The following is a 23,966-nucleotide window of genomic DNA, read 5'->3' on the forward strand; positions in this document are numbered from 1 at the left end:
TTTTTGGGTGAATGGACTGGAATTTAATTTTCCAATTCACCAATAGCTTCCCATTATGTCCCTGCATTGAATAACACTTCCAACAAACATGCTTTGATATTGCGAATCTTAGTAGTATTCTTTCCCATACAGTGCACAACATACCTATGATACTCCTAATTATGTTTCAGAAGCTTTCGCTTCACTAAGATTACTGAACATGCCTAACTTCCACAATATATATTATACATAAAACCCCCACCAGACAGATTTTTCTATCTAATGGGGGCAATCATCATAATATATTTTTAGTAGAGCTTTGCTCCTGCCGGAATATGGTTATCAACCATCAGAAGATGAAGTTCTTCATCCTCTGAATCCTTCAGGTTATTCACTGCGGAAAGTAACATACCACAGGAATCAATTCCCATCATCTTACGTGGTGGAAGATTTGTGATGGCGATAAGTGTCTTGCCAACAAGCTCTTCCGGCTCATAGTAAGCATAAATGCCAGAAAGGATGGTACGGTCTGTGCCTGTTCCGTCATCAAGTGTGAACTGTAACAGTTTCTTTGACTTAGGAACTGCTACACACTCTTTTACCTTAACAGCTCTGAAATCTGACTTACTGTTTAAGCCCTCTACTTTTATATTCTTTCCACTGTTAATACACGTCGTCTTCCAATCATGTAAAGGTGTATTAATCCAAAAGTCGTACTTACCTCAAAATCAATAATTTTAGAGAGTGATGCTAATATCGTTTTGCTTATATCTACTATTTTCTTAGTCGTTACTCCCCTTGCACTACATAAAGCCTTACTCATTATTTCAAACTTAGATGCCGCTAGAACAATAATCTGCTAAAAAATATCTGAGTAAACTTTTCCATGAACAAAATTTATTACTCCATTATGTTCCTCTAAACCATGATCTATATAATGTTTTATATCATCTAATCGTTCTGCCAATGAACAAAATAATTCCAATGCTGTACTAGCTCAACTTTCTCCATGCATTCTTCCCTTCCTAATGATGTTCTCTGCTTTTACCATATGTTGCTTAATCTTAATACCCTTAAAATTACAATAGACTATTTCAATTTCTTACTTTCATATTTTTTAACAGTCAATTTAGAGTCCTCTATTATCCCTCTTATTATTTGTATCCACTCAATCATAATTGAACTTACTAAGCTACCAGCAGAAATCCATCTACATACTATTTCACTCATCTGTGGCGAAATTTTTCCTCTCAAAACAACTGTAACTCCTATTATTCCATATATTGTAACAAATATCATAACCGCAAAAGCCATATATGGATTGAGCTTTTTTACATTCAAAAGAACGGATAATACTAACATCAAAAGCGACATTATTGATATAACTAAATCATTATGGCTGTAAGCTGTAATAAAACTTAACGTCCCCATCAAAATGATTAATGTCACTGTAGCAATTACATACATAATCCTATTTATTATCTCGATATTAATTCTCCACTGAATTTTTCTATTATCTTTCTCTTTTTTTATTTTATTCGACCTTCTTACCCAACTTTGCATAATCACATCTCCGGAAACACCTAATTATGTCATTCATTTTTTCTTGATAATATTCTATATTCGTTTTTTATCCCATATCGACACCATATAAGAAACGTATATTTATAATTCCATCACATATATTTTTGTATATCACTAAACATTTAATGTCACGATTAAAAGTTCTCCACTCTTCTACAGTTTTGTACTAATATTCTCAACCAGCTTTATATCTGCAGGCAACCATTCCACCGAATTAAGCTGTTCTTTTGTCACCCATTTTGCCGCTTCATGCTCCTTCAAAACCAAATCTCCCTTTACAATCTCACACCAAAAGCAATCCATCGACAAATGAAATGTTGGATAATCGTATTCCACCGTATTAATCAATTCACCAACTGAAATCTCTGTATCAAGTTCTTCCATAATTTCACGCTTCAAAGCTTCCTGTGGAGTCTCTCCTTCTTCAATCTTGCCTCCTGGGAATTCCCAACCACCTTTAAAATTGCCATAGCCTCTCTGTGTTGCAAAGATGATTGGCTCACCGTTTTCATTTATAGCTTTAATAACCGCAGCTACCACTCTTACTGTTTTCATATTGCCTCCATTTTAAGCACTTACAATGTACTCATAAATATCTTCTCGAACTGGAACGTCAAGAATCCATTCGATTTCAACCGCTGACTTTTCTGTATTAGCCATAGTAAATTCCCTAGCATTTCCACTAGCTGTCATATGTCCTAGATAATAAAATTCTTTCGAAATCTTATCGTCTTTGTTCTTTCGAACAAATAACTCCACTTGAATTCCACGCTCTTTTGCTTTTAAGAAATTCTGTACATCATCTGACTGTAGTTTCCTTCCCGATTTAGAAATTGCAATCAATCGATCCCTAAACCCTTCTACAAAATGGTCCTCGTATTTTGTAGTATCACTTATATCATCTGATTTATCATAATTAATAAAAACTGGATATGTTTTTGTTTTCTTATCCAACATATAACCATTCATCACGGAAGATAAGTTCTTTTCCCAATTCAGTAATCTACACACTTCTTCGTAGGTATATTTCTGATATAAAACCAAATCCGAATTCTCATAACAATCGCTGTAATCGCGTTCATATCTGCTAATACCGAATTCAACCAATTCCTTTAGTATGGTATAAAAATCATCATTTTTTAACATCTCAATAAAGGACTCTGTAGGTTTATAATCAGAGGCATCTTCCTCTATAAATACACACTGAGAATAGGTTTTCTTTCCAGATCCAGCTGGAAATTCGTTAGTCAAAACATTGACTATATTTTCCTTTTGATCCCTCGATATTTCTTTTCCATATTCTTTCATATCCTCAGAAAGTCCAGCAAATAATCCAATCTTTGAAAAACCACGTGCATATGCGAGAAGTCTCTTTAACATCTGCAATTCTTGCACTCGCTTTCCACTGGCCAACTTCTTAGAAACAAACTCAATAACCTTTTCCTCATCCTCTGATAATCGAATTTTATATTCCTTTTCATATTTCACAAGGAACTTGTAATACGAACCAAGGCCATTGTTATCAAAAATACGGATAACGTCCATTTCTCCATAATCATCAAAGTCTCTAAGGGCAGGAATTCTTCCAAGCTTGTTTTTTAGATTTGTATAATTCTCGCGAATGAGTTTTATATCACTGAAGTTTGCACTATCTACAGATGCAAAAATCCTCTTTCTGCTTATCTCATCAAAGTGTACTGTGGATGCACCTGGAATCACACGTCCACCTTCCATGATGTATCTTCGAATATTATCCTTGTTATATGTTCTGTCACCAGAAAGAGCAATCGGAATCATGAAGTTATTAGTGTAATTTCCAATAAAATCAAGAATTACAACGTATTCTTTCCCATTTGCTTTTCTAAGACCTCTGCCTAGCTGCTGAATGAACACGATTGGTGACTGTGTTGGGCGAAGCATAACTACCTGATTCACCTCAACAATATCCACACCTTCATTTAATATTTCTACTGAGAAAATATAATCTAAAGGTGTTTTTTCTTCATTGGCATCCTCTTCATTCATCGCCAATCGCTCAAAAGCATCCTGTCTTTCCTGCTCAAATGAACTACCATTAAGAGCAATAGTTCTATACAATTTTCCTGTTGCGGGATTTGTTATCTGATTGAACTTAGCAGATAGCTCTTCCGTTTCCTTTATGCTGCTACAGAAAATTAACCCTTTGACCTTATCCCCGCTATATCCATAATAATCGGCCTGTGTAATGATATGTTTCACACGTTCATCACTCGTCAGCATTGAAAAATCACGATTTGCCTCCTCATCATCTCCAATAATTGCCAAGTCTGTGATACCAAAATAGTGGAATGGACAGAGCAAATTCTCTTCCATTGCCTGCTGTAAGCGAATTTCATATGCTATCTGATAATTAAAGAGTTCATACACATTTCGCCCTTCTACATTATCATCTCGCTTATCTGGAGTAGCTGTCATACCAAGCCATAGCTTAGGTGTAAAATGTTTCATTATCTTCTGATATGTATCAGCTGGAACATGGTGTGCTTCATCCAAAACAATGCAATCAAATGTATCTTTTGCGTACTGCAATAAGTGCTCATCACGATTTAACGTCTGCACGGTAGCAAATACATAATCTGCATCATAGTCATGATATCCAGCACCTACAAGTCCCATTGAAACTGTTTTTGCAAACACCTTCTCATAGGATCTCTTTGTCTGTCTTGCAAGCTGACCTCTATGAACCAAGAATAACACTCTCTTAAATCCAAGCTCACGCATAGCGAATGCAGAAGCATATGTTTTTCCGGTTCCTGTTGCAGAGATAAGTAACGCTCTTTCTTCACCTGCATCAATTATTTTCTTCAAATTAGTAATAAACCTAACCTGCATACTATTTGGCTGTAATTTATATTTTTCAAGAGAAGTAACTTCTTCCTGCTTTGCAATATCTCGCTGATGTTTGATGATTTTATATCGTTCTTTGTAATTCTCATAGAATTCATCAAATGATAATGAATACTTAGAATTCCAAAGTTCCCTAAACTCAGCTACAATTTCTTCTGCCATCTCTCCCTGATCCGTAGAGATTAGCTTTGTGTTCCACTCACGATTACTTGTGAGCGCAGCACTTGTTATATTTGAACTACCTATAATGATACGATAGATTTCGTCTTTTCTAAAAATATATCCCTTGGTATGAAAGCCCTCATCCGCCGCTTCCACATCATACATTTTCAAGGTGATATTTGTCAGCTCATTTAACTTTGCTAATGCTCTTGGCTCGCTGAAGTTCAGATAGTTTGTAGTAAGAATTTCTCCTGGAATATTTTTCTTCTCTAATTCTTTTAAGGTCTGAAGAAGAGGTGTAATTCCACTCATTGTGATAAATGCTACGCTAATCTGAAATTGATCGCATTTTAATAACTCATCTTCGATAGAAGATAAGACTTTCTTTCCTTCTTTGTAATTGTTAGAAACAAATTGTGGCCTGTATGCAAGAGAAGATGCTACAGAACCATCAATGTATGCTGTTTCAAAACCAGCTCTTAATTCATTATAATTTTTCATAGTTTACTCCACGTATTCTAAGAATATTTTATCTGCAAATCCGCCTCTTTCGCTGGCTTTCTTTGCCCTAAGTGCTTCCAGTTCCTCTAACGAGTACCCTCGTGCTATACAAATAGCCTGTAATACTTCAAGCACATCCGCCATCTCTTCAAGATTTTTATCTGCCTGGTACTCAGCAACTTCTTCATTCAACTTTGCTTCAAGTACAGCTATATACTCGTCATTGGATAAGATGCGCGTCTTGCATTCTTTGCCATCTGCTTTAATTATTTCAGGTATCTTATCGCGTACTAATTTATTGTATACCCTCATCGTGGTGCCCCCTTATGAAACATCCCAAATATCATATCCTTGCCTTCTTGCTGAGTCATATACCGGATGCATATTTTTATCCAAAATGTTTCTAAACTCATCCGCTGAGTTTCCTTTTCTATATAATTCCTGTATCGCCCAGATTGAATGCAAATTGTCTTTATAGCATTGCTTATACAGCTTTAGTAATTCTGGTTTTTCAAATATCATTTCATACATCATAAATTGATTATTTGCAAACTGACCAAAATAATTTTCCCACACCGGAAGCTTCTTATTTTTCTTCATATTCTGGATTGGATCCATCGGCATTAAATTCCACAACTCATCATTCATGACAAAGTTTCTTGGAATAAAGTGATCCACTGCATAACTTTCTCCGTTTATGTCACCATCCATAAATACATTTTTTACAGGACGTATTTCAAGGATTGCATCCCAGAGTTTTCTTACATTGTCCAATTTTCTTGCTTTCTCATCATCTTGAGCTAATTTATATACAATCCCCGGGACTTCTGGGTTATTATTTTGCAACCACTTAACCTTCTCATACTTTATCCATCCCAAAATTGAGACCATATTATCTTGAATCATCTGAATCCAGCCATCATTGAATTTGACAACCTTTTTTAAACTTTTTTCATCACCAAATGTATATGGCAGCAAGAGTTCTGAACCACTGAGCTTATTATAGTAAGCTATCATTCTTCCGGCGCTGCTCTCCAAATTTATCTTTTCCGTTCCTTTATTTGCAAACCCTGATAAGGCTTTATAAGGCACGTTTTTTGTAAGCTCTGTTTTATATGAATGCAGCTCCTTATCATTAGAAAACTCAGCTAATTTGTTCATAATCTGTATTTCATTAGCATTACTTGGTAACTGAGTTAGTTCATATAATCTAGAAACTGCTTTTTCAAGATTATCCTTTACATCTCCATCTCCATATATCCCGCTTAAATGGATATGATATTCCTGAACAGGGAACCATGCATTCGCAATCATTTTATTTATAATTTCATCATATGTTGCCTCTGTTCTATTCGCAGATATTAGCTGTACAATTGCTTCAAGCCAATAAAATTTATAGCAATATGAAGGAGAACTCATCATCTTTGAAAAGCCTTCTATATCAAGTTTATTGTAATAATTACTATCGATTATTAGCTCAGCCAATATCTCACCTTCTCTCTATCAAAGCAACATTATTCTGCATTCTTTTTGGTCTTTCTTGGATCCTCTGGTTTCTCTGCACTTTTAGGAATCATCCACATTCTTCCCATCATGACAGCGCCTTCAATGCGTCCTTCTTTACAATAAATCGCCACTCTTCTCTGAGATACATTCCATTTTTTTGCACAATCTGCTGAAATTAAATATTCCATTCTGTGTCCTCCATATAAAACGACAACATGTCACTTTAATTATATTCGAATACGCGAACACTTTCAAGATAAATATTCTATGTTGCGAACACTTTTCTATATGTTGACAGCATGGTCTACACTCCGTTTCGGTCGTCGCTAAACAAGTGCCACCGGCACTTAGCGACCTGCTGTAAACATATTTAATTTGCAAACTAGTTTTGGTCCCGACATTAATGTCGGGACCAAAACTATTCGTAAAACTGCTCTTCAACAGAAATGGCATTAAATAATTTTAACTTTAATGCTTCATCATTATCATAAGTATTATCTAATATAGCAGTCATCAGCTCGGTTAAAAGCTCCTCATCTATGTGCCCGGCTGCCACATGATAACTTATATTTTCCATTTCTCTGAAATACACATTTGCAATTCCCATGTATCCATTTCTCAGTAAGAAATCTGCAGTCAATGTGATCGCAATTCTCTTGTTTCCGTCTGTAAAACAATGAAATTTGCAGGAGCAAAAGAATAAATGTACTAGCTTATCAATGAATGTTTTTATGTTTGAATCGTCAACCTTCAATTCGATTATGTTTTCATCTCCAAACACATTTTTTCATCCAATGCAATGTTATATTAAATGAAAAAATCATTTGATATCATAACAAAAGTTATATTATTCTCTTCTTATATGTGCATATAATCCCAACTATAATGATAGTTATGTAATAAAGAATAGTACGAGCATTTTTAATTTTATCAGCTATCATAATTCTGTATGCCTCCTTCTTCCATGAGATTACAGCAAACGTAGTAGTAATGTCTATCAAAAGGCTTTTACATATTAGATAAAAGCATGTAAAATTTCTTTTACATAGCTTAATTGCGGTCTATTTAGCTTGTTTCTTGACTACTCAGGAAAAATATTTCTACCCTCGCCCCACCTGTATTTTCAGAATTTGAAAGTTTAATATCTCCACCATATTTTTCAGCCACAGTTTTTGCAAAAAATAGTCCCATCCCATAATGGGCTTCGCCATTTCTACTTGTGTCATCCATAAAAAACTGCTCTGTGCCATGCAATAATGCTTCTTTTGTAAATCCTGATCCGCTATCCTCCACAATGAATGTCAGCCGGCCATCCTGCTCCTTTGCGTCAATATAAATGATTCCATTTTCTTTTGTATGCTCCACTGCATTCTGAATCACATTCATTACGGCCCGGAACATTGGATCATAAGCAATCGTTACCTTTTTATCACTTTGTTCCGCCTTCCAATCTATCTTCTGGTGATAGATTTCTACCAGTCCGAGTGCCTGTTCCTTTATATCTGCGAAAAAATCTTCTAACCTCACCGTTGTATAGGTAACATCACTGCAATTCCATGATTTTGTGACATCTATCAACTGTTTTACATAACTTTGTATCTGTGTTGTGCCGTTCAAAACATAAGTGATATTTTTCTTCTGTTCTGTGGTCAGTTCAGTCTCTGAAAGTAGTTCTGCATTTCCCCGTACAATCGTAAGAGGTGTTTTAATATCATGCGCCAAAGCAGACATCTGCTGTTTCTTTTCCTGCTCTGTTTTCCACTGCTTTTCTAAAGATTCTCGCAATGCATCCCGCATATCATCGATTGCCGATAAACAGTCATCAAACTCTTTGATACCGGAAGAGGATGTCTCATATTCCAGATTTTGATCCTTTATTTGTCCGATTGCGTCTAATACAGGCTGCATCTGCTTTTTGATTCTTTTTCCAAAACGTATGGACGGAATGATGATAATCGCTACCGCTCCAATCACAGACATAATACTCATCACATTCTGTGGTCCTATAAAATGCTCCCTCAAAAAAGCTGAATGATATTGAGGTGTCAGGCGATATTGCAATACAACATATTCATTTTCCCTTACAATTACTTTATAAAAATATTTCCCGGATGCGTTTCCGTACTTTGCAACATTCCATGCTATCTGTTCGTATTGTTCTGACAGATCTCCACCTATTTTCTCTCCATTCTCTGAAAAGATTACATAATCGCAAAGTGCAGGAATCATCTCAGCAGTTACTTTATCCGCATGTAAAATCGTATCATATGCTTCATTAATCTTTTGCTCTGCATAATTCGCCGGATAGATACAGCCCACACTAATCAAAAGGTACAGCAGCAGCCAAGCAACAATCACCAAACCTACTAATGATCCAAGCATGACCAGTACATATCTCATAAAAATCCAGCTGAGTGCATTGCTTCTCTTTACTCTTCCCATTTATATCCAATCCCCCAGACTGTTTTTATCGGTGTATAATCATAATCCGCAAATTTTGCTCTTATATTTTTGATATGCGTGATAATGGTACTGTCATTACTCTCACTGTCAAAACCAAAGACCTCTTCTAAAATCTGTTCTTTCGAGAAAACCTGTCCCCTGTTTTTAGCCAGGAATTCACAAATTTCGTACTCCGCTTTCGTAAGAGGAAGTTCCTTATCATCCATCAACAGTTTCTTTTGAGACATCTGAATGCAGACTCTCCCTAAAACCATCCGGACAGAATGTTCCCTGTGCTCTCTTCTAAGATGTGCATTGATCCTTGCCCGAAGTTCCATCACTCCAAATGGCTTTGAAATATAATCATCTGCTCCTAAAGAAAGTCCGTTTACCAGACTGTTTTCCTCCGTTTTTGCCGTAAGAAACAAAATCGGACAATCCACAAGTGCCCTGATTCTTTTGCATAATTCGAAGCCATCAATTCCAGGCATCATAATGTCCAGTAAAATCAGGTCATAACGATGTAATTCTTCCATATTAATTTTTAGTGGATTACTTACTTTGGTAACCAGATGTCCATCCTTATTCAAAATGCTTTCTATCATTTCCAGAATTGCCGGTTCATCATCAACTGCCAGTATTTTTGCCATAGTTTCCCTCGATTCTATTCCGATATTCTGTTTCCTTCCCAGTGGTTTACCCACCAAAAATAGTATACCATACTAATCACTGTAAATATTAAGCAACCTGGTATGAATGACAACCATTCACCTACACTAGTTTCTCCCAATACAGATTGCAGATAAGTATATGGTACTCTACCCGTCCAGCAGACAAATACATATTTCCACACATAATCTCCAAGTCCGGTAAGCATCAATGCACTAATTAGTCCTGATATAATCCCTGCTCCAATGGATACCCCTTTTCCAAACTGAAAAGCCAGAATCAGCTGCCACAGATAAAGTGGAACACTGCTTCCCCACAGCAGCAATGCTGCAAATATACATCCTTTCATGATTTCGATATCGCTTGATGCGATTCTTCCAAATCCAATTCCGAATATGATTGCTGTCAATAGGATAGAGCACAGACACAAAACCAGTAGCATCAACAGTTTCGATAAAAATGCTGCAGGTTTATCCGGTAAAGACAACAGATTTTGAAAATCACCTGCATTTTGTTCCTGCTCCATCACACTTGCTGTAAAAATTCCAACAAGTACTGGAAGTCCTGCTCCTATTGCCTGATAAAATGCAATCACTTTCATATTTTCATTCCATGGTGAAAAAAGGTAATACACTAAAAATATAACGCTGGTTAGAATCGGAATCAGTAAGTGTGCCAGAATCACAGATGTTCCTTTCATCTTTCGCAAGTCTGCATTCAGAGATCTTCCAAGCATCCTATCTCACCTCTCTTCTCTCAAACCATTTCAGAAACAAAAGCGTTGCAAGAACAAACCAGATCATTGAGAGGCAGATCCCCGGAGCAATGACTCCCGTATTCAAAAATGGATTCCCCGATTCTGCCGCAAGACCATTCGGTAAAATATGAAGTAACGGACACATCATTCGCATAGGGATTGCCGAAACAAGTACATACCAGATCCTGGTTTGTGATATTACCACACCGCTGACGGTAATAAACAGGCAGACGAACAGGTTTACAATCATTCCAAAGCGTTCGCTTAAAAACAAAGCTACCGGAATCTCCCATAACTCAGAAATCGTCAGAAACAATACTGCAATCAACGCTCCTTTCACCGGAACATGTGTCGTTAGAAGAAAGCCTCCAAGCGTTGCTCCTGCAAACACAATCACATTGGAAAACAGAATCATGCACCCAATATAAATAATTTTCCCCAGCAACAATTTTCTTCTGTCTGTGGGAATAGTCATTAAATGATAGTATTTTATCTTTTTCTCCTGCGCCACAGAAAGATAACAAAATAGAGCAATCATCCCCGGCAGCAAAAGTGTATACCACCAGTTCCAAACACTTTCTGCATAAGCATTTGTCATCCCAAGAGTAAATATAAATGCCATGACAAATGTAAGAAGAGGAAATCCCCAGATAAACTTTTTTCGCATGGTTCTTTTGGCTTTTTGATGTTCTGCTTTTATAATATTAACCATGGATTTCACCTGCTTTCTGGTTTTTTCTTACCACATTCATAAACAAATCTTCAAGATTATCTCCCTGCTTTAATTCTCCTTCGTATCCTAAGATTCCACCTGAAATAATCCCGACTTTATCTGCAAGTAACTGTACCTCCGAGAGAATATGACTGGAGAGAATTACAGTGATTCCCTGTTCCGGAAAAGACCGGATCAGCTCTCGTAATTCCTCGATTCCTATTGGATCTAATCCATTCGTAGGTTCATCCAATATCAAAAGTTCCGGTTCTCCAAGCAATGCCATTGCAATGCCTAGTCTTTGCTTCATTCCCAAAGAAAACTGTCCTGCTTTCTTCTTTCCGGTGTTTGTAAGTGATACAATCTGCAAGACCTCATCAATTCTGTTTTCATCTGTACCAAGCAATAATTGCCTTACCTTCAAATTCTCTCTGGCGGAAAGATTTTCATAAATAGGCGGATTCTCAATTAACGCTCCTATTTTTGATAAATCTTTCCTATCCCAAAGTTTTCCATCAAAGTAAATCTTTCCTGCAGTTGGTTTCATCATACCGGTCAGCATTTTCAATGTGGTAGATTTTCCCGCACCATTCGGTCCAAGCAGTCCATAAATCTGTCCCTTTTCGATATTAAGTGAAACATTATTTACCGCTTTCTGTTTTCTAAAATATTTACATAGATTTTGTGTCTGCAACATCATTTCCATCTTTGCCATCCTTCCTTCTATATTTCATTTCTTACTGAAATATAATCTATCAGGGAAAAATAAAGATTTGATGAAGTTTGCTACATTTTAGAAAATCTGTCCCGGAAGTTTTTTCTTCTCCATATACGGGAACTCTCTATCAAATGCCTCTGCTTCCTTTTCATTTACCAGATAACCTGCCGGAGGTGCATACTCTCCTGTAATTCCATTAAGATATCCCGGCATCAGTTCTTCGCACAGAAAAAAAGATGCATCCTCGCCTTCCGGCAATCCATGATAGCGGATGCCAAACTCACTCGCCTGTCTGAATCCGCTTTTTCCATAAAAATCAATATTTCCTTCAAAACATAGTGCTCCGCATCCAAGCTCTTTTGCTTTTTCTAAAGAATAATCCAGTAAAATCTTTCCATACCCCTTCCTTTTAAGCTCCGGTGCAATACAGATCGGTCCCATAGTCATAATGGGAATACTTCTGCCATCATCGGCTGCAATCACAGCCTTCATAAACATGTTCTGTCCAATTAACTGTCCATCTAATGTCATGACAAAATCCAGTTCCGGAACAAATGCGGGATCATTGCGAAGTTTGTGGAGTACATAATGCTCCAGACAGCCTGGTCGATACACATTCCAGAAACTCTCCCTTACCAGATTTTCTACCTCATGGTATTCATTTTCTCTTTCCAATCGAATGATAATATTTTCCTTCATTTTCTTTTTCTCCACTTCTTTATATAATGCTGCTAATACTTTTTTCAAACCGCTCTTTTATTCTTGTTTTATCCTTTGCTCCATCATACAGACTATAGTAGAAAAACATGATGGAATAAAACATGGTTGCTTTTTTATCTGCCTCCACAACACCCATGCTCTTGAACAAATCCTTCACGTATTCTACCGGACCAGACACAAGATACTGCTGATACAAAGCCTGCATCTCCTCATTCCGAAACTGCTCTAACGTAAGCATCTTTCGAAATGACGATGCAAAATCGTTTTCTGTCCAATATAAAAACATAGATTTACTGTATTCCATGAAATTGTCCGCAGAAATCTCTTCATACTGTTCCGGTTCATTTTCCTTTTTATCAGCAGGCATATCATGTGATTCTGCCTGTTCGCCATCCCCCTGCTCCATCCTTTTTACAATATGTTCAAAAATATCTCTCTTACTCTCATAATGCCTATACAATGCACCTTTTGTCATGCCAAGCTCCCCCGCAATCTGACTGACAGAAACTGCTTCATATCCATCTCTCGCAAATAAATGTAATGCAACAATCAATATATCTTCCTTTGTAGTTTTTGACATACCCAAACCTCCTGCTCATAAAATAAACGACCGTTTACATTTTGATTATAGTAAACGGCCGTTTATTTGTCAAGTCAGATATCTCTACACATTTTTACATAACTTTGTTTATGATAATTTTGTCTTTAATGGGAAACAGATGTCAATCTCCATATAACCATCTTCCTCTATCTTCCGATAAATATCAATAATCGGTCGCTCATCCAGCTCATTCTTTCCCTTAGGAGGACTCATAAACAAGGGGAAAACGATATAACACGATACAAGATGTAATCGAAAGGATACCAGTGAAAGGTTTAGTATTTTCAAGGGGGCGACGAGATTTTTATAACAAGATATAACAGTTATTAAATCCTTTAAAAATCGTCATCTGAAAACTGAAAGTTTCAAGTGGAAATTATCAAATCAATTTTTTCGCATTATCTGCATTCAATTCAACATATCCACATTTTGGACATACATAACATGAAACAGTACTATTCTTTTCATTCTCAAAGATACCGTTTTTCTTATTAGTTAAATAAACAACCGTACCTACTGCATCTCCTTTTAATTTTGCTTTAATCATTTCCTCTTTACATCTTAAACAATCCATCTTTATTCCTCCATAAACTTCAAATAAACGCGTGCTTTTATAGCTCGCCTCTCAAACGTGCTTCTATATCAGATGCCGTGTATAACACATCCGTTACAATTACCCTTTCGTCACGGATTGTATAAAACACTGAATAATTATCGACGAGCATTCTACGCAACTCCATTCTCTTTTCCGGCTCAGAATCCATAATCCTAAATCGTTCTGGGAAAGTGTCTAATGTAAGTATTTCATCAGCAATGCGATTATATTGCCCCATTGCATTATCTGGAGCAAGCAAATCTATAGCAATATAATTGTATATATCTTCCATATCCTGCAAAGCTTCTTTTGTAATCTCTACCTTATATTGCTTCATTAATGCCTCTCTCTAAATGCCACAAACGCACTAGCTGCATCCTCAACATTTCCTTTCTCTATATCGGCATATCCTTTTTCTAACTTTTGATGAATCTGTGTAACAGACATCATATCTGCATTCACTGAATTAGCTGCTTTTGGTAATACAATAGAAAAGGGAATTCCTCCTACTAATGATATTTGTTTTAAATACATATCTATAGCAGTAGCCATTGGTATCCCTAATTGTGCCAATACACTTTCTGCATTTTTTTTTACATCTGGATTTACTCTTATATTTAATGTTGCTGTTTTTCCCATAGAATACACCTCCATCTTTCTTTTATTGTAACGTCTTTTGCGTTACAAGTCAATCTATGAAATATATTTTCGATGCGATAGCTTCACATTGTTTTGATTAACCATTGCATATCTGAGCGTTGTATCTATTTGCTCATGTCCAAGAATTTTCTGTACCTGTTCAATCGGCATACCTTTCTCAATTGCTCTGGTGGCCATCGTCCTTCTGAACTTATGTGGGTGTACCTTTTCTACACCTAACTTCTTCCCCATTTCTCGTAATCGTAACTCCACACCGCTTTCAGTAAGTCTACTGTGTGGTTTGTTTAACGACACAAATAACGCTATATTATTATCTGTCCTTGATTCAATATAATTCAACAAATGAATTTTGGTCTTAGCATCAAAATATGCTTTCCTCTCTTTGTCTCCTTTGCCATAAACCACGCATTCCCGCTCAGAGAAATCTATATCATCAATGTTCAGCCTTACCAATTCGCCTACTCTAATTCCTGTTGAAAGCAGAAAATCAATCATTGCCCTATCACGCAGATTATTACAATTATCTCTAAGAATTTCTATTTTCTCATCTGGAATGGTATCTTTTACAATAACGGCAGTCTTTACCTTATGAATTCTTTTCATTGGGCTTTTTATAATATAGTCCTCTTCCTCTAGCCACGAAAAAAATGTGGAAAGACTTCTACGAATATTATCAATAGTTACCTTTCCACAATTATTTATCGTTTGATACTCTACAAGATATTTTCGTAGCATCTCGGTCGTTATCTTTATGACCGGAATATTTATTGTATCCAACATCTTTTCAATATTACACCTATAATAGCGTATTGTTTTGTCAGAACACCCTTCTAAATGCTTTGCAGTTAAAAACATATCTAGAAAGTCCATATTCGTTGTCTGCAAATAATCAGATACAGTATTTTCAGATAACCGTTTTACCAACACCTCTTGTAGTTTCTGCATCTGCGATGCATTTAATACTTCTGCCATGTCATTACATAATCTTTTTCTCCGGTAGCCTCATCTAAGCCACTATGCTGAATCTCAAATCCTTCTCTCTTATAAAAAGATATTGCCCGTGCGTTCTTTTGGTATACGTTCAAGTACAACTTATTCCTTTTATCCTTTGCATAATTCAGCAGAATTTTACCTATACCCTGCGATTGCATTTCACCAGAAACAAAAATGCCCTCAACATATTCATCATTTAACCCTAGGGTTAAACTTAACTACTATTTTTTCTTTGCGATATAAAATACATAACTGTAATAATCTACTACTAATCTAAAATAAAGCGATTATAAGCTATCCTTTTTCCAGTGTTTGTTTTAAAGTTTTCATCTATACACTTTTTTATCTTTTCCTGTTCTTTTTCTTTATCCATAACCGTTAAATTTTCAAGCAAATCAGCTTCCCATTGTATTTGAAAATCAAGTCCATCAATTTTAGATGGAGTATGATGGTTGCCTATTATAAAGCATATTCTATCAATATTTTTGTTATAGCCTACCTTTTTTAATATTTCTTTCGCTACTTCTGGTCCTTCCTTTTCTTGATAGACACCATCAATAGAACCGTATTTTTTTTGTGCTTCAACCGCACCAATATCATGTAGTATAGCAATAATACTGATGAATTCTTTTTCTTCCTCTCCGATATTTTCTCCTTTCATTATATCTTCTGCATTTTTCAAAACTTTGAGAGTATGCTCTATGCCAAAAGGAATTTCTTTGAATACTTCTTTCATCTCTATAATAATTTTTTCTTTAAACATAAATTCCCCCCATTTATACCTTATAGGTGTTTTAGTTCTATCTATCCACTTTTTTGTTCGCCGATACAATCAGCATCATGGGACGGCGCATTTCATCCTGCATCCCCGGAATATCCATCATGTTTTCCGGTGGCTGCGGCTCCACAATATGATTTATTATAAAACCATTTGAAAGCAGTGTATTTAGATATGTGGTCAGTGTTCTATGAAATTTTGTAACCTTTTCTCCCAAAAACACAGCTGTTCGTTTGCCCTCATAATAATAATTATCCACCGGAAAATGCAGTATTTCTCCTTTTTCGTTATAATACCAGTCTTGTGTTCCATAGGCAGTAAAAACAGGATGTTCAACCGTAAAAACTAGCTTGCCACCAGACTTCAGTATTCTATATATCTTTTTTACTAAAATCTCATAATCTGCTACATAGTGAAACGCAAGTGAACTTAATATTACATCAAAACTCTCCTCTGGGAATTCCACATCTTCTATAGCACAGCATTTATATTCAACCTGTGGAAAATGTGTTTTTTCTTTGGCTACCTCGAGCATTTTATGAGAAATATCAACACCTACAACAGAAGACGCTCCGTGTTCCATCGCATAAATACAGTGCCATCCATAGCCGCATCCTAAATCAAGCACACGCTTATCTTTAAAATCCGGCAGCAGCTTTCTCAATGTTTCCCATTCTCCTGCACCGGCTAGTCCCTGCTGTGAGCGACTCATTTGACTGTATTTTTGAAAAAATATATCATCATCATATTTGTTTTCTTTTCCATATTCTACATAATTCAACATCTTTCACCTCGCTGTAAACTTCCGTTTTGTATTTATCCTGTATATGCATTTTCAGCAGTATTCTTGAAATCGTGTTTTTCTAACCACTGCTTTTCATCTTCGTTTTCCGGTATATCAATTCTTTCGATCTTGAAAATTACAGGTCGTGTTCCATCATTACAGCAAGCAATCATCATTCTTTCATCATTTGTCCATCCATGCATAATCGAACCACCCTGTAATGCTGTATAAACATACCTACTAATAGCATCCCATGCTTCTCCACAGAATTTTCCATTCATAAGATGATAAAAATCATCCTGTTGCGGTGTCCTTTTCAAAAGGAATGTATCTCCAACCTTAAAACATGGACACGGTCCTGATTTCGGATCAGCAAGATATTTTTCTTGAAGATCTGGAAATACTTTTGTCTCTAAAACAGTTATTTTACACTCGTGCTGCATTCTGTATCACCTCGAAATTCCGATTTGTTTACTTTTTGTTCCACTAATAAAACCCTTTCATGAATTACAAATAAGGCTTTAAAGACTTAAAAACATTCAAATATCCATTTGCATACATATGTACACCATCAATGGCATACTCCGATTTCTGTTCACCATGTTCATCAACAAGTGCTTCATTACAATCAAGGTAACGACAACCGTATTTTTCTGCTATTTCTTTTAATCGATGATTACATAATATAAGATTTTCAGGAGTACGGAGTTTCATCCATTGGATTGATTGTTCTGTCTGCCATGGCAGGTGAAGATTTGCAGGATAAAACCCCCTGATAAAAATTTCCACATCTGGAATACGGAATTTGATAATTTCCATGATTCTACAGATATTATCCATTAAATGTAACATCCACTGATCTCCAAATCGTTCTTTTGTAATATCATTAGTACCGATATTGATAAATATCTTTGATGGCTCAAGATCTAAAAGCAATGTATCGATATTTTCCAGAAACTCATCTGTATTCAATCCACTAACGCCGCGATTATATATCTTATATACCACTTGTTCAATACCCTAGCTTCGTGCAATTTCACAGACAGGAAACATTTCCATCAAGGATGATCCTGTAAAAAGGATTTGTCCTGTTGACTCCCGATTTTCTTAATTATATAAACTGGAATTTATATAATTATTCCTCTAACTTTCCCCATTTTATAGGCTTTCCTGCCTGTCCATTAGTGAAATGATATGTAGTTTCCCTTATTTTTGCCCTTATGAGATAATCACAAGGGAAATAAGGGAATTTTTTTTAATCATTGCCTACCACTTTATCAAGAAGCCGAACCGATTTTCGTTTCGCATCTCTTGTGGAGTGAGCATAGACATTCATTGTGGTACTTACATCTGAGTGTCCTAATAATTCCTGCACATCTTTTGGAGCAGCTCCATTTGCCAAAAGGTTGCTTGTATAGGTGTGACGTAACTGGTGGAAATGAAAGCCTTCAAATCCCTCTAATGTTTTTGCCACCTTTCTGCATACCGTCCCCAAAGTAGTCGGAAGTTCCAGACAACCATCCGGTCTTAAGCAGACGAAAGAAATTTCTTTATAATCTGCCGGGACTTCCTCTGTTCTGTCTAAGCAGTAATATTCGTAGTACACTCTGTTTTTCTCTTTGACCTCTTTGTAGTAGTTCGTGTGATAAAGTTCTCCGTACTGCATTCGATTTTTTAACTGCTCTTTCCGGGCATTGCGGAAAATCTCTACCAGCGTATCTCCAAAATCAACAATCCTCACTTTTTTCCGCTTGGTTGGTCCGATGATATATTTGCGCTTTGAGCCATCATATCGGATGCTGCGTCTTATGGTAAGGCATTGTTCTTCCAGATTTACGTCCTGCCATGCCAAACCACAGGCTTCTCCAATACGAAGCCCGGCATAATAGGCTATCTGGATTGGAAGTATTGCGGCTGGGTTCTTTTTTTGAAGATACGCAAGCAGTCTTTCATAATCTTCTCGTGAAATTGGTTGGATATTTCCGTCCATGTCCTCATCCGAAAACAAATCAACTTCGTCCGTCTGATACCGCAGTTTAATATACTGCATGGGATTGAACGTAATATACTGTTTTGGAAATACTGCAAAGCGGAAAGACTGCTGCATGACTGCGGAAAAAGAATGGATGTAATCTTTGCTGTAACCCTTTCTCTCTTTTCCATCGGGATGAACTCCCCCGAAGGAAAGCAAATCAAAGAAAGATTGCAAATGCTCAGAGGTTACATTTTTTAATTTCCGTTCTGCCAGCGGATGTTTCTTAATATTTCGGATTGTTCCGAGGTAATTCTCCACAGTACCATTGCTGAGCGTACCTGTTTTTAATTCCTCCTCTGCCCACACATCCAGAAGTTGTCCGACTGTGAGATTTTCCGCTTTGGCAACAAATTTCTTTTTCTCATAATCATCCATTGCCTGACGGAGCAGCTTTTCAGTTTCACTTTTGCTTTCTGTTCCAACGCATTCTTTCTGAACAAGATTGCCGCTTGCGTCCTCTACATAGAAGCGGTAGTACCATTTCTTTCCTTTTTTTCTTACAGATCCTTTTGCCATAATCGTATGTCTCCTTTCGATATTAGACAATCGGAACTGATGAAATGCTTCGTGCGTGTAAGTATATCATAACTCCGGTTGTCTTACTATACCGATTCGGAATCTTCGTATAAGACTTCTGATAAAAGATTTGCAAGCCTTTGTTCTGCTGTTTTTGGTTTCTTGGAATAGAGCCTTACAACGTCTGCCATCTCATTAAAAGCATTGATGGTAGGAGTGATTTCCCTTAAGAACATAATCTCATTATATTCATCATTCGATTCAAACCCTATTGTTTTGGCAATATCCGTCTGACCAGCATTCCCCTTGAAGTTTTTGCAGGCGAACTGAAAGGAATCCAAAAACAGACCATATTGTTTTAACATCAGCAGTAATAAATCTTTTGAAAAAGCATCTTCTTCTTTGGTAAGGGCAAGCGGTAACTGTTCCAGAATATCTCCCATCGCATCACGAATCTGTAACTCTCTCTTATCCGTAATGTCGGTTTCATATTCATCTGTTTCCCCTTTGAGCCATTCCACAGATACATGGAGTGCTTCCGAAAGACCTTCCAGCACCATTTTTTTCGTATTGTCAATCGAACCATTCTCATAACGCAGGATTGTAGAAGCGGTAACCCCCATCTTTTCTGCAACATAAGGCTGTGTCAGATTCAATTCCAGACGGCGCTGTTTTACTCTGCTGCCTATCAGCTTGCGTAGTTCTTTATCTTTCATGCTGACTGCCTCCTTTTTCGGTATGTATGAATTATAGCATTGTTTTTCCAAAATTGCAATATGCAATATAATATTTACTTTTAATATTTCGTAACGCTTGACAAAAAGATATGAAAAGGATATACTTACATCACAAGAATTGCATAATGCAATTTATAAGGAGGTGATTATATGACGCAAAGAAAAATTGCATTATCCATCGAAGAAGCTGCTGACTATACGGGAATCGGCAGAAACACCTTAAGACAGCTTGTAGAATGGAAGAAACTTCCAGTATTAAAGGTTGGTCGCAAAGTCCTGATTAAAACCGATATTCTGGAAATGTTTATGGAAGCGAATGAAGGTCGTGATTTGAGGGATAGAGGAAATGTAAAAGCCGTAACAAGAACTGCGGCAAATTAAAAAGGCGGCTTCCAAAGAAACCGCCAAAGGTTCTATCAGACCGAAGCCATGATATACCTACACGCAAGAAGATTATACCATGTGCTTCTTCTGATACGCAACCAAGAACTTATGTTTGCAAGAGAAAGGAGAATGTAATAATGGCAAAATCAACAAAAAGTTATGAAGAACGAATGCTTGAAATGGAAAAGAAAGAGCAGGAAAGCCTTGAAAAGGCGAAAAGATATGCAGCACAGAAGAAAGAACTTCTGAAGCGAAAGAAAGCCGAAGAAAGTAAAAAACGAACCCATAGGCTCTGTCAGGTTGGCGGTGCGGTGGAATCCGTTCTTGGTTCGCCTATTGAGGAAGAAGACATCCCAAAGCTGATTGGTTTTCTGAAAAAGCAGGAAGCCAACGGGAAATTTTTCTCAAAGGCAATGCAGAAAGAAACAAATACCGATATGGAGGAAGTGTAATGGCGGAGGGGATGAGGTTTTCATTCCCTTCATTGCTTTTTTATGAAGGGCGCACTTATGGACAACCAGAGGTCGTCCCAATAAGTTTGCCACAAGTGTCAACCGGTCTGCGCTCACGCTTGCCGGGCTCGTTCCGTCGGCGGGGCTTTCAGCCAGACCTGCTCATGCCGCAGGAGGCACTCTTCGCCAGAGAGGCGCATTCCATGCAGGCTGCTATGCGCAGGGCACTCTTACGCAGAGGGAGTTCCGGCAATGCTGCTTTTTCTAAAACTGAAAGCAATGTTGCCGGAAATCTATGCCGGATACGTCAGAAAGGAGGAATCCAGACATGGCGATTTTTCATTACACAATCAAAATAGTCGGACGAAGTAAAGGGAAATCTGTTATCTCCGCTTCCGCATATCTCAATGGGGATGTGATGAAAAACGAGGAAACAGGGAGAATCAGTTATTACACTTCTAAAAAAGAAGTGGTCTACACCCGGCTGATGATGTGCGAAAACGCACCTCCTGAATGGCAGATAGTACCAGAAGAAAATATAAAACGCTTTCAAAAATCTGTCCGATACAAAAGGTCAGAAGATAAAGAAGCTGCTTTAAAAAAATTCAGAATCACATTTCAGAAACAGAGGTTATGGAATGAGGTATTGAAGATTGAAAAAAATGCAGATGCCCAACTTGGCAGGTCATTTGAATTTGCCCTCCCCAAAGAATGGAGCAGACAGGAACAAATTCAATATACAACCGACTATATCCAAAAAACTTTTGTAGATAGAGGAATGTGCGCTGATTGGAGTATCCACGACAAAGGGGATGGCAACCCCCATGTCCATCTGCTTCTAACTATGCGTCCTTTTAACCCGGATCATTCTTGGGGAAAGAAAGAAGTCAAGGATTGGGATTTTGTCAGAGATAAAAACGGAAATATCGTGATTGATGAATCCCATCCGAACTGGTGGCAGGATAAGAAAAACCCTGACCGTCATGGAATCCGTATCCCTGTATTAGACGAAAACGGAATTCAGAAGATTGGAGCAAGAAACCGCCTGCAATGGAAACGGGTGCTGACCGATGCTACTGGATGGAACAATCCAAAAAATTGTGAACTGTGGCGGAGTGAATGGGCAAAGGTATGTAATGAACATCTGCCTTTGCATAATCAAGTTGATCATCGTTCTTATGAAAAGCAGGGAAAACTCCAGATTCCTACCATCCATGAAGGAGCTGACGCAAGAAAGATTGAACAAAAGTTTTTTGCCGGGCAGGAAATAAAAGGCTCGTGGAAAGTAGCGGAAAATCAAATCATAAAACAACAAAACACGTTATTGCAAAAGATACTAAACACCTTTGGGAAAGTATCGGGTGCATTATCATTATGGAAGGAGCGATTAAATGACATTAGAAGAAAGCCGGGAAATTATACCCTTAATGGAATCCATGATTGGTCAAATCGAAGAACAGCAGAACCTAATGGCAGAAATGATTCTGGAAATGCAGAACCGGGACACTCAACTCTCTCTTATGCAAAAACAGAATCAGAAATTACAAAAATTAAACAACGAGTTATCCGAGCTGCTCAACATTTTGCCAAATACCGAGGAACTGCTTTCCAAGATGGAAGAACAGAAAACGAAGATAGAGCTTTTGGAAAACGAAAATCAGCAATGGCAGAAATTGGCACAGAAGCTGAACAGCGAAAACAGTTTATTACTGAAACAGAACACCGAATTGCTGAACTGGAACAGCAGATAGAGAAAGGACGTGATATAGATGAACGAATCCAGAGAATCAAAGAACGCCGAACAGTTGGAAGAACTTCTGCTCTTGACCGAGGAGATACAAGAAGAACTAGAACAGAAAGAACAGCTTATCGTGGAACTGAAGACGCAGCTCAGCGAATCTCTGACCTTGAACGAGAAATTAAACAAAGAGAACAGAGCCGGGAATATTCAAGCATTAAAGAACGACTTGAAGCTGGCAGACAGAGCATTGCGGATCGAGAAAGAGAAGTTGCGAAGCGCAAACGTCATGATAGAGGAATGTCAAGATAAAATATGCTATTTAACACAGGAACGGGATTATGCCCGGACACATCAGAAAATCGTAGAAATACCGGTAGAAAAGCCGGTACTCTATGAAAAATGTGAAGCCTGTAACCGGACAGCCTATCAGAATGCAAAAGCAAAATACGAAACACAAAAAGAGCGACTTGCAGGACAGTATAAAGCAAAAACGGTAATGTTCCAAACAACCTTGTTCCTTCTTGCATGGTATTCGTTGACAACCACTCTTTTTCAGGCAGTACAGTCAGATATGTTCCTTGTCGATTGTAAATCATTCTTCAATGATTTAGCATCATTCATACAAACCTTTGTCGGATGGACGATTGATGCCGGGCATTCTGCGGCACAGATTAGTACAAAAATTCCAAATGCTTTTATAGCCGGAATGGTATATTGGTTATTGCTAATATTGATTGTAGGAATATGTATGGCAGGAACAGGGATGCTGGCGATACTGATAGAAATAAAGGTTATAGAATTATATAAGAAAAACTGTTGGGATGTTATTACTCTACTAATGATACTGACAAGTGTTGCTATTGTCATTTATTTTGGAGAATCAATCAAAAAAGTACTGTCAGTAAATCTTCTATTGCTTTTCGTACTTTCGCAGGGCGCATATGTTGGAATTAGATGTTATCTTAAAGTTTGGTTAGAAAAAAGACCATATTAGTATTTTCAACTTACTGTATAGACAGTAAAATTACTCCATACCAGCCTAGTGAAAATTTAC

At 37.2% G+C, this 23,966-nt stretch carries 30 protein-coding genes and 2 pseudogenes; 4 read left to right on the forward strand and 28 right to left on the reverse strand.

The genetic code is table 11. The features are described from left to right. Positions 1-53: 53 nt before the first annotated feature. The 28 genes and pseudogenes from DWX65_RS15675 to DWX65_RS10910 form a co-directional block, all read right to left on the reverse strand. A pseudogene (locus DWX65_RS15675) lies at positions 54-140 on the reverse strand (DUF6017 domain-containing protein); the annotation flags it as partial. A gap of 147 nt (positions 141-287) precedes the next feature. Then, positions 288-683, reverse strand: a complete 396-nt coding sequence (locus tag DWX65_RS10785) for a hypothetical protein (protein ID WP_330414816.1) — start codon at positions 681-683, stop codon at positions 288-290. A 385-nt stretch (positions 684-1,068) separates the two neighbouring features. Further along, positions 1,069-1,542, reverse strand: a complete 474-nt coding sequence (locus DWX65_RS10790) for a hypothetical protein (RefSeq protein WP_118173433.1) — start codon at positions 1,540-1,542, stop codon at positions 1,069-1,071. A 174-nt stretch (positions 1,543-1,716) separates the two neighbouring features. Next, complete coding sequence (locus tag DWX65_RS10795; RefSeq protein ID WP_118173434.1) at positions 1,717-2,118, reverse strand: (deoxy)nucleoside triphosphate pyrophosphohydrolase; 402 nt, start codon at positions 2,116-2,118, stop codon at positions 1,717-1,719. Positions 2,119-2,130: 12 nt separating this feature from the next. Then, the gene (locus DWX65_RS10800; protein WP_118173435.1) at positions 2,131-5,112 is read right to left on the reverse strand and encodes a DUF3427 domain-containing protein; all 2,982 of its coding nucleotides are present in this window, start codon (positions 5,110-5,112) and stop codon (positions 2,131-2,133) included. A gap of 3 nt (positions 5,113-5,115) precedes the next feature. Then, positions 5,116-5,424 (reverse strand): nucleoside triphosphate pyrophosphohydrolase, encoded by a 309-nt coding sequence (locus DWX65_RS10805; protein ID WP_118173436.1) that lies wholly within the window; start codon positions 5,422-5,424, stop codon positions 5,116-5,118. A 12-nt stretch (positions 5,425-5,436) separates the two neighbouring features. Then, complete coding sequence (locus DWX65_RS15205; protein WP_199535046.1) at positions 5,437-6,597, reverse strand: HNH endonuclease domain-containing protein; 1,161 nt, start codon at positions 6,595-6,597, stop codon at positions 5,437-5,439. 29 nt (positions 6,598-6,626) lie between these two features. Continuing rightward, positions 6,627-6,806, reverse strand: a complete 180-nt coding sequence (locus tag DWX65_RS10815; RefSeq protein WP_118173437.1) for a DNA-binding protein — start codon at positions 6,804-6,806, stop codon at positions 6,627-6,629. 230 nt (positions 6,807-7,036) lie between these two features. Then, positions 7,037-7,399, reverse strand: coding sequence for a Fic family protein (locus DWX65_RS10820; protein WP_118173438.1), 363 nt, complete (start codon positions 7,397-7,399; stop codon positions 7,037-7,039). A gap of 284 nt (positions 7,400-7,683) precedes the next feature. Continuing rightward, the gene (locus tag DWX65_RS10825; protein WP_118173439.1) at positions 7,684-9,060 is read right to left on the reverse strand and encodes a sensor histidine kinase; all 1,377 of its coding nucleotides are present in this window, start codon (positions 9,058-9,060) and stop codon (positions 7,684-7,686) included. Next, the gene (locus tag DWX65_RS10830; protein WP_118173440.1) at positions 9,048-9,710 is read right to left on the reverse strand and encodes a response regulator transcription factor; all 663 of its coding nucleotides are present in this window, start codon (positions 9,708-9,710) and stop codon (positions 9,048-9,050) included. The genes DWX65_RS10825 and DWX65_RS10830 overlap by 13 nt, the downstream gene beginning before the upstream one ends. A 14-nt stretch (positions 9,711-9,724) precedes the next feature. Then, positions 9,725-10,465 carry a lantibiotic immunity ABC transporter MutG family permease subunit gene (locus DWX65_RS10835; RefSeq protein WP_118173441.1) on the reverse strand — a complete coding sequence of 247 codons (741 nt, stop codon included), beginning with the start codon at positions 10,463-10,465 and terminating at the stop codon, positions 9,725-9,727. Position 10,466: 1 nt separating this feature from the next. Then, positions 10,467-11,198, reverse strand: coding sequence for a lantibiotic immunity ABC transporter MutE/EpiE family permease subunit (locus DWX65_RS10840; protein ID WP_118173442.1), 732 nt, complete (start codon positions 11,196-11,198; stop codon positions 10,467-10,469). Next, complete coding sequence (locus DWX65_RS10845) at positions 11,191-11,904, reverse strand: lantibiotic protection ABC transporter ATP-binding protein (protein ID WP_118173483.1); 714 nt, start codon at positions 11,902-11,904, stop codon at positions 11,191-11,193. Before DWX65_RS10845 ends, DWX65_RS10840 begins: the two co-directional genes overlap by 8 nt. A gap of 87 nt (positions 11,905-11,991) precedes the next feature. Next, a complete protein-coding gene (locus DWX65_RS10850; protein ID WP_330414810.1) occupies positions 11,992-12,663 on the reverse strand; it encodes a GNAT family N-acetyltransferase in 672 nt (223 codons plus the stop codon). After that, positions 12,635-13,216: a TetR/AcrR family transcriptional regulator gene (locus DWX65_RS10855; RefSeq protein WP_118173443.1), complete on the reverse strand. Its 582-nt coding sequence runs from the start codon at positions 13,214-13,216 to the stop codon at positions 12,635-12,637. Before DWX65_RS10855 ends, DWX65_RS10850 begins: the two co-directional genes overlap by 29 nt. A gap of 108 nt (positions 13,217-13,324) precedes the next feature. Continuing rightward, the gene (locus DWX65_RS15525; RefSeq protein ID WP_278336320.1) at positions 13,325-13,450 is read right to left on the reverse strand and encodes a hypothetical protein; all 126 of its coding nucleotides are present in this window, start codon (positions 13,448-13,450) and stop codon (positions 13,325-13,327) included. A gap of 166 nt (positions 13,451-13,616) precedes the next feature. Continuing rightward, entirely contained in the window at positions 13,617-13,811 is a 195-nt protein-coding gene (locus tag DWX65_RS10860; RefSeq protein ID WP_117691176.1) for a hypothetical protein, read from the reverse strand. A 37-nt stretch (positions 13,812-13,848) separates the two neighbouring features. Then, on the reverse strand, positions 13,849-14,169 hold the full coding sequence (locus DWX65_RS10865) for a type II toxin-antitoxin system RelE/ParE family toxin (RefSeq protein WP_015553868.1): 321 nt from the start codon (positions 14,167-14,169) through the stop codon (positions 13,849-13,851). After that, positions 14,169-14,471: a type II toxin-antitoxin system RelB/DinJ family antitoxin gene (locus tag DWX65_RS10870; protein WP_199534370.1), complete on the reverse strand. Its 303-nt coding sequence runs from the start codon at positions 14,469-14,471 to the stop codon at positions 14,169-14,171. The genes DWX65_RS10865 and DWX65_RS10870 overlap by 1 nt, the downstream gene beginning before the upstream one ends. A gap of 54 nt (positions 14,472-14,525) precedes the next feature. After that, entirely contained in the window at positions 14,526-15,464 is a 939-nt protein-coding gene (xerA, locus tag DWX65_RS10875) for a site-specific tyrosine recombinase/integron integrase (RefSeq protein ID WP_118173444.1), read from the reverse strand. Continuing rightward, positions 15,449-15,670 (reverse strand): annotated as a pseudogene (locus tag DWX65_RS10880) (GNAT family N-acetyltransferase); the annotation flags it as partial. The gene xerA and the pseudogene DWX65_RS10880, both read right to left, overlap by 16 nt. Before the next feature lie 83 nt (positions 15,671-15,753). Further along, entirely contained in the window at positions 15,754-16,248 is a 495-nt protein-coding gene (locus tag DWX65_RS10885) for an HD domain-containing protein (RefSeq protein WP_008981870.1), read from the reverse strand. 37 nt (positions 16,249-16,285) lie between these two features. After that, on the reverse strand, positions 16,286-17,047 hold the full coding sequence (locus DWX65_RS10890) for a class I SAM-dependent methyltransferase (RefSeq protein ID WP_199535047.1): 762 nt from the start codon (positions 17,045-17,047) through the stop codon (positions 16,286-16,288). A gap of 32 nt (positions 17,048-17,079) precedes the next feature. Continuing rightward, complete coding sequence (locus DWX65_RS10895; protein ID WP_117699138.1) at positions 17,080-17,490, reverse strand: TIGR04076 family protein; 411 nt, start codon at positions 17,488-17,490, stop codon at positions 17,080-17,082. Between the two features lie 64 nt (positions 17,491-17,554). Beyond that, a complete protein-coding gene (locus DWX65_RS10900; RefSeq protein WP_278336321.1) occupies positions 17,555-18,055 on the reverse strand; it encodes an SGNH/GDSL hydrolase family protein in 501 nt (166 codons plus the stop codon). Positions 18,056-18,302: 247 nt separating this feature from the next. Further along, positions 18,303-19,598, reverse strand: coding sequence for a tyrosine-type recombinase/integrase (locus DWX65_RS10905; protein WP_008400148.1), 1,296 nt, complete (start codon positions 19,596-19,598; stop codon positions 18,303-18,305). Positions 19,599-19,684: 86 nt separating this feature from the next. Further along, complete coding sequence (locus tag DWX65_RS10910; RefSeq protein ID WP_008402208.1) at positions 19,685-20,314, reverse strand: helix-turn-helix domain-containing protein; 630 nt, start codon at positions 20,312-20,314, stop codon at positions 19,685-19,687. A 171-nt stretch (positions 20,315-20,485) separates the two neighbouring features. Between DWX65_RS10910 and DWX65_RS10915 the strand changes: the two genes are divergently transcribed. The 4 genes from DWX65_RS10915 to DWX65_RS10935 all read left to right on the forward strand — a co-directional run bounded on the left by DWX65_RS10915 (position 20,486) and on the right by DWX65_RS10935 (position 23,906). Further along, on the forward strand, positions 20,486-20,716 hold the full coding sequence (locus tag DWX65_RS10915; RefSeq protein WP_004843519.1) for a helix-turn-helix domain-containing protein: 231 nt from the start codon (positions 20,486-20,488) through the stop codon (positions 20,714-20,716). 140 nt (positions 20,717-20,856) lie between these two features. Beyond that, positions 20,857-21,171, forward strand: a complete 315-nt coding sequence (locus tag DWX65_RS10920; RefSeq protein ID WP_005337289.1) for a hypothetical protein — start codon at positions 20,857-20,859, stop codon at positions 21,169-21,171. 328 nt (positions 21,172-21,499) lie between these two features. Next, positions 21,500-23,221: a MobA/MobL family protein gene (locus DWX65_RS10930; RefSeq protein WP_118173447.1), complete on the forward strand. Its 1,722-nt coding sequence runs from the start codon at positions 21,500-21,502 to the stop codon at positions 23,219-23,221. Continuing rightward, on the forward strand, positions 23,199-23,906 hold the full coding sequence (locus tag DWX65_RS10935) for a DUF6040 family protein (protein WP_008394183.1): 708 nt from the start codon (positions 23,199-23,201) through the stop codon (positions 23,904-23,906). Before DWX65_RS10930 ends, DWX65_RS10935 begins: the two co-directional genes overlap by 23 nt. The last annotated feature ends 60 nt before the right edge of the window (positions 23,907-23,966 follow it).

The sequence above is a fragment of the Roseburia sp. AF20-18LB genome (assembly GCF_003461185.1).
Classification (GTDB): Bacteria; Bacillota; Clostridia; order Lachnospirales; family Lachnospiraceae; genus Roseburia_C; species Roseburia_C amylophila.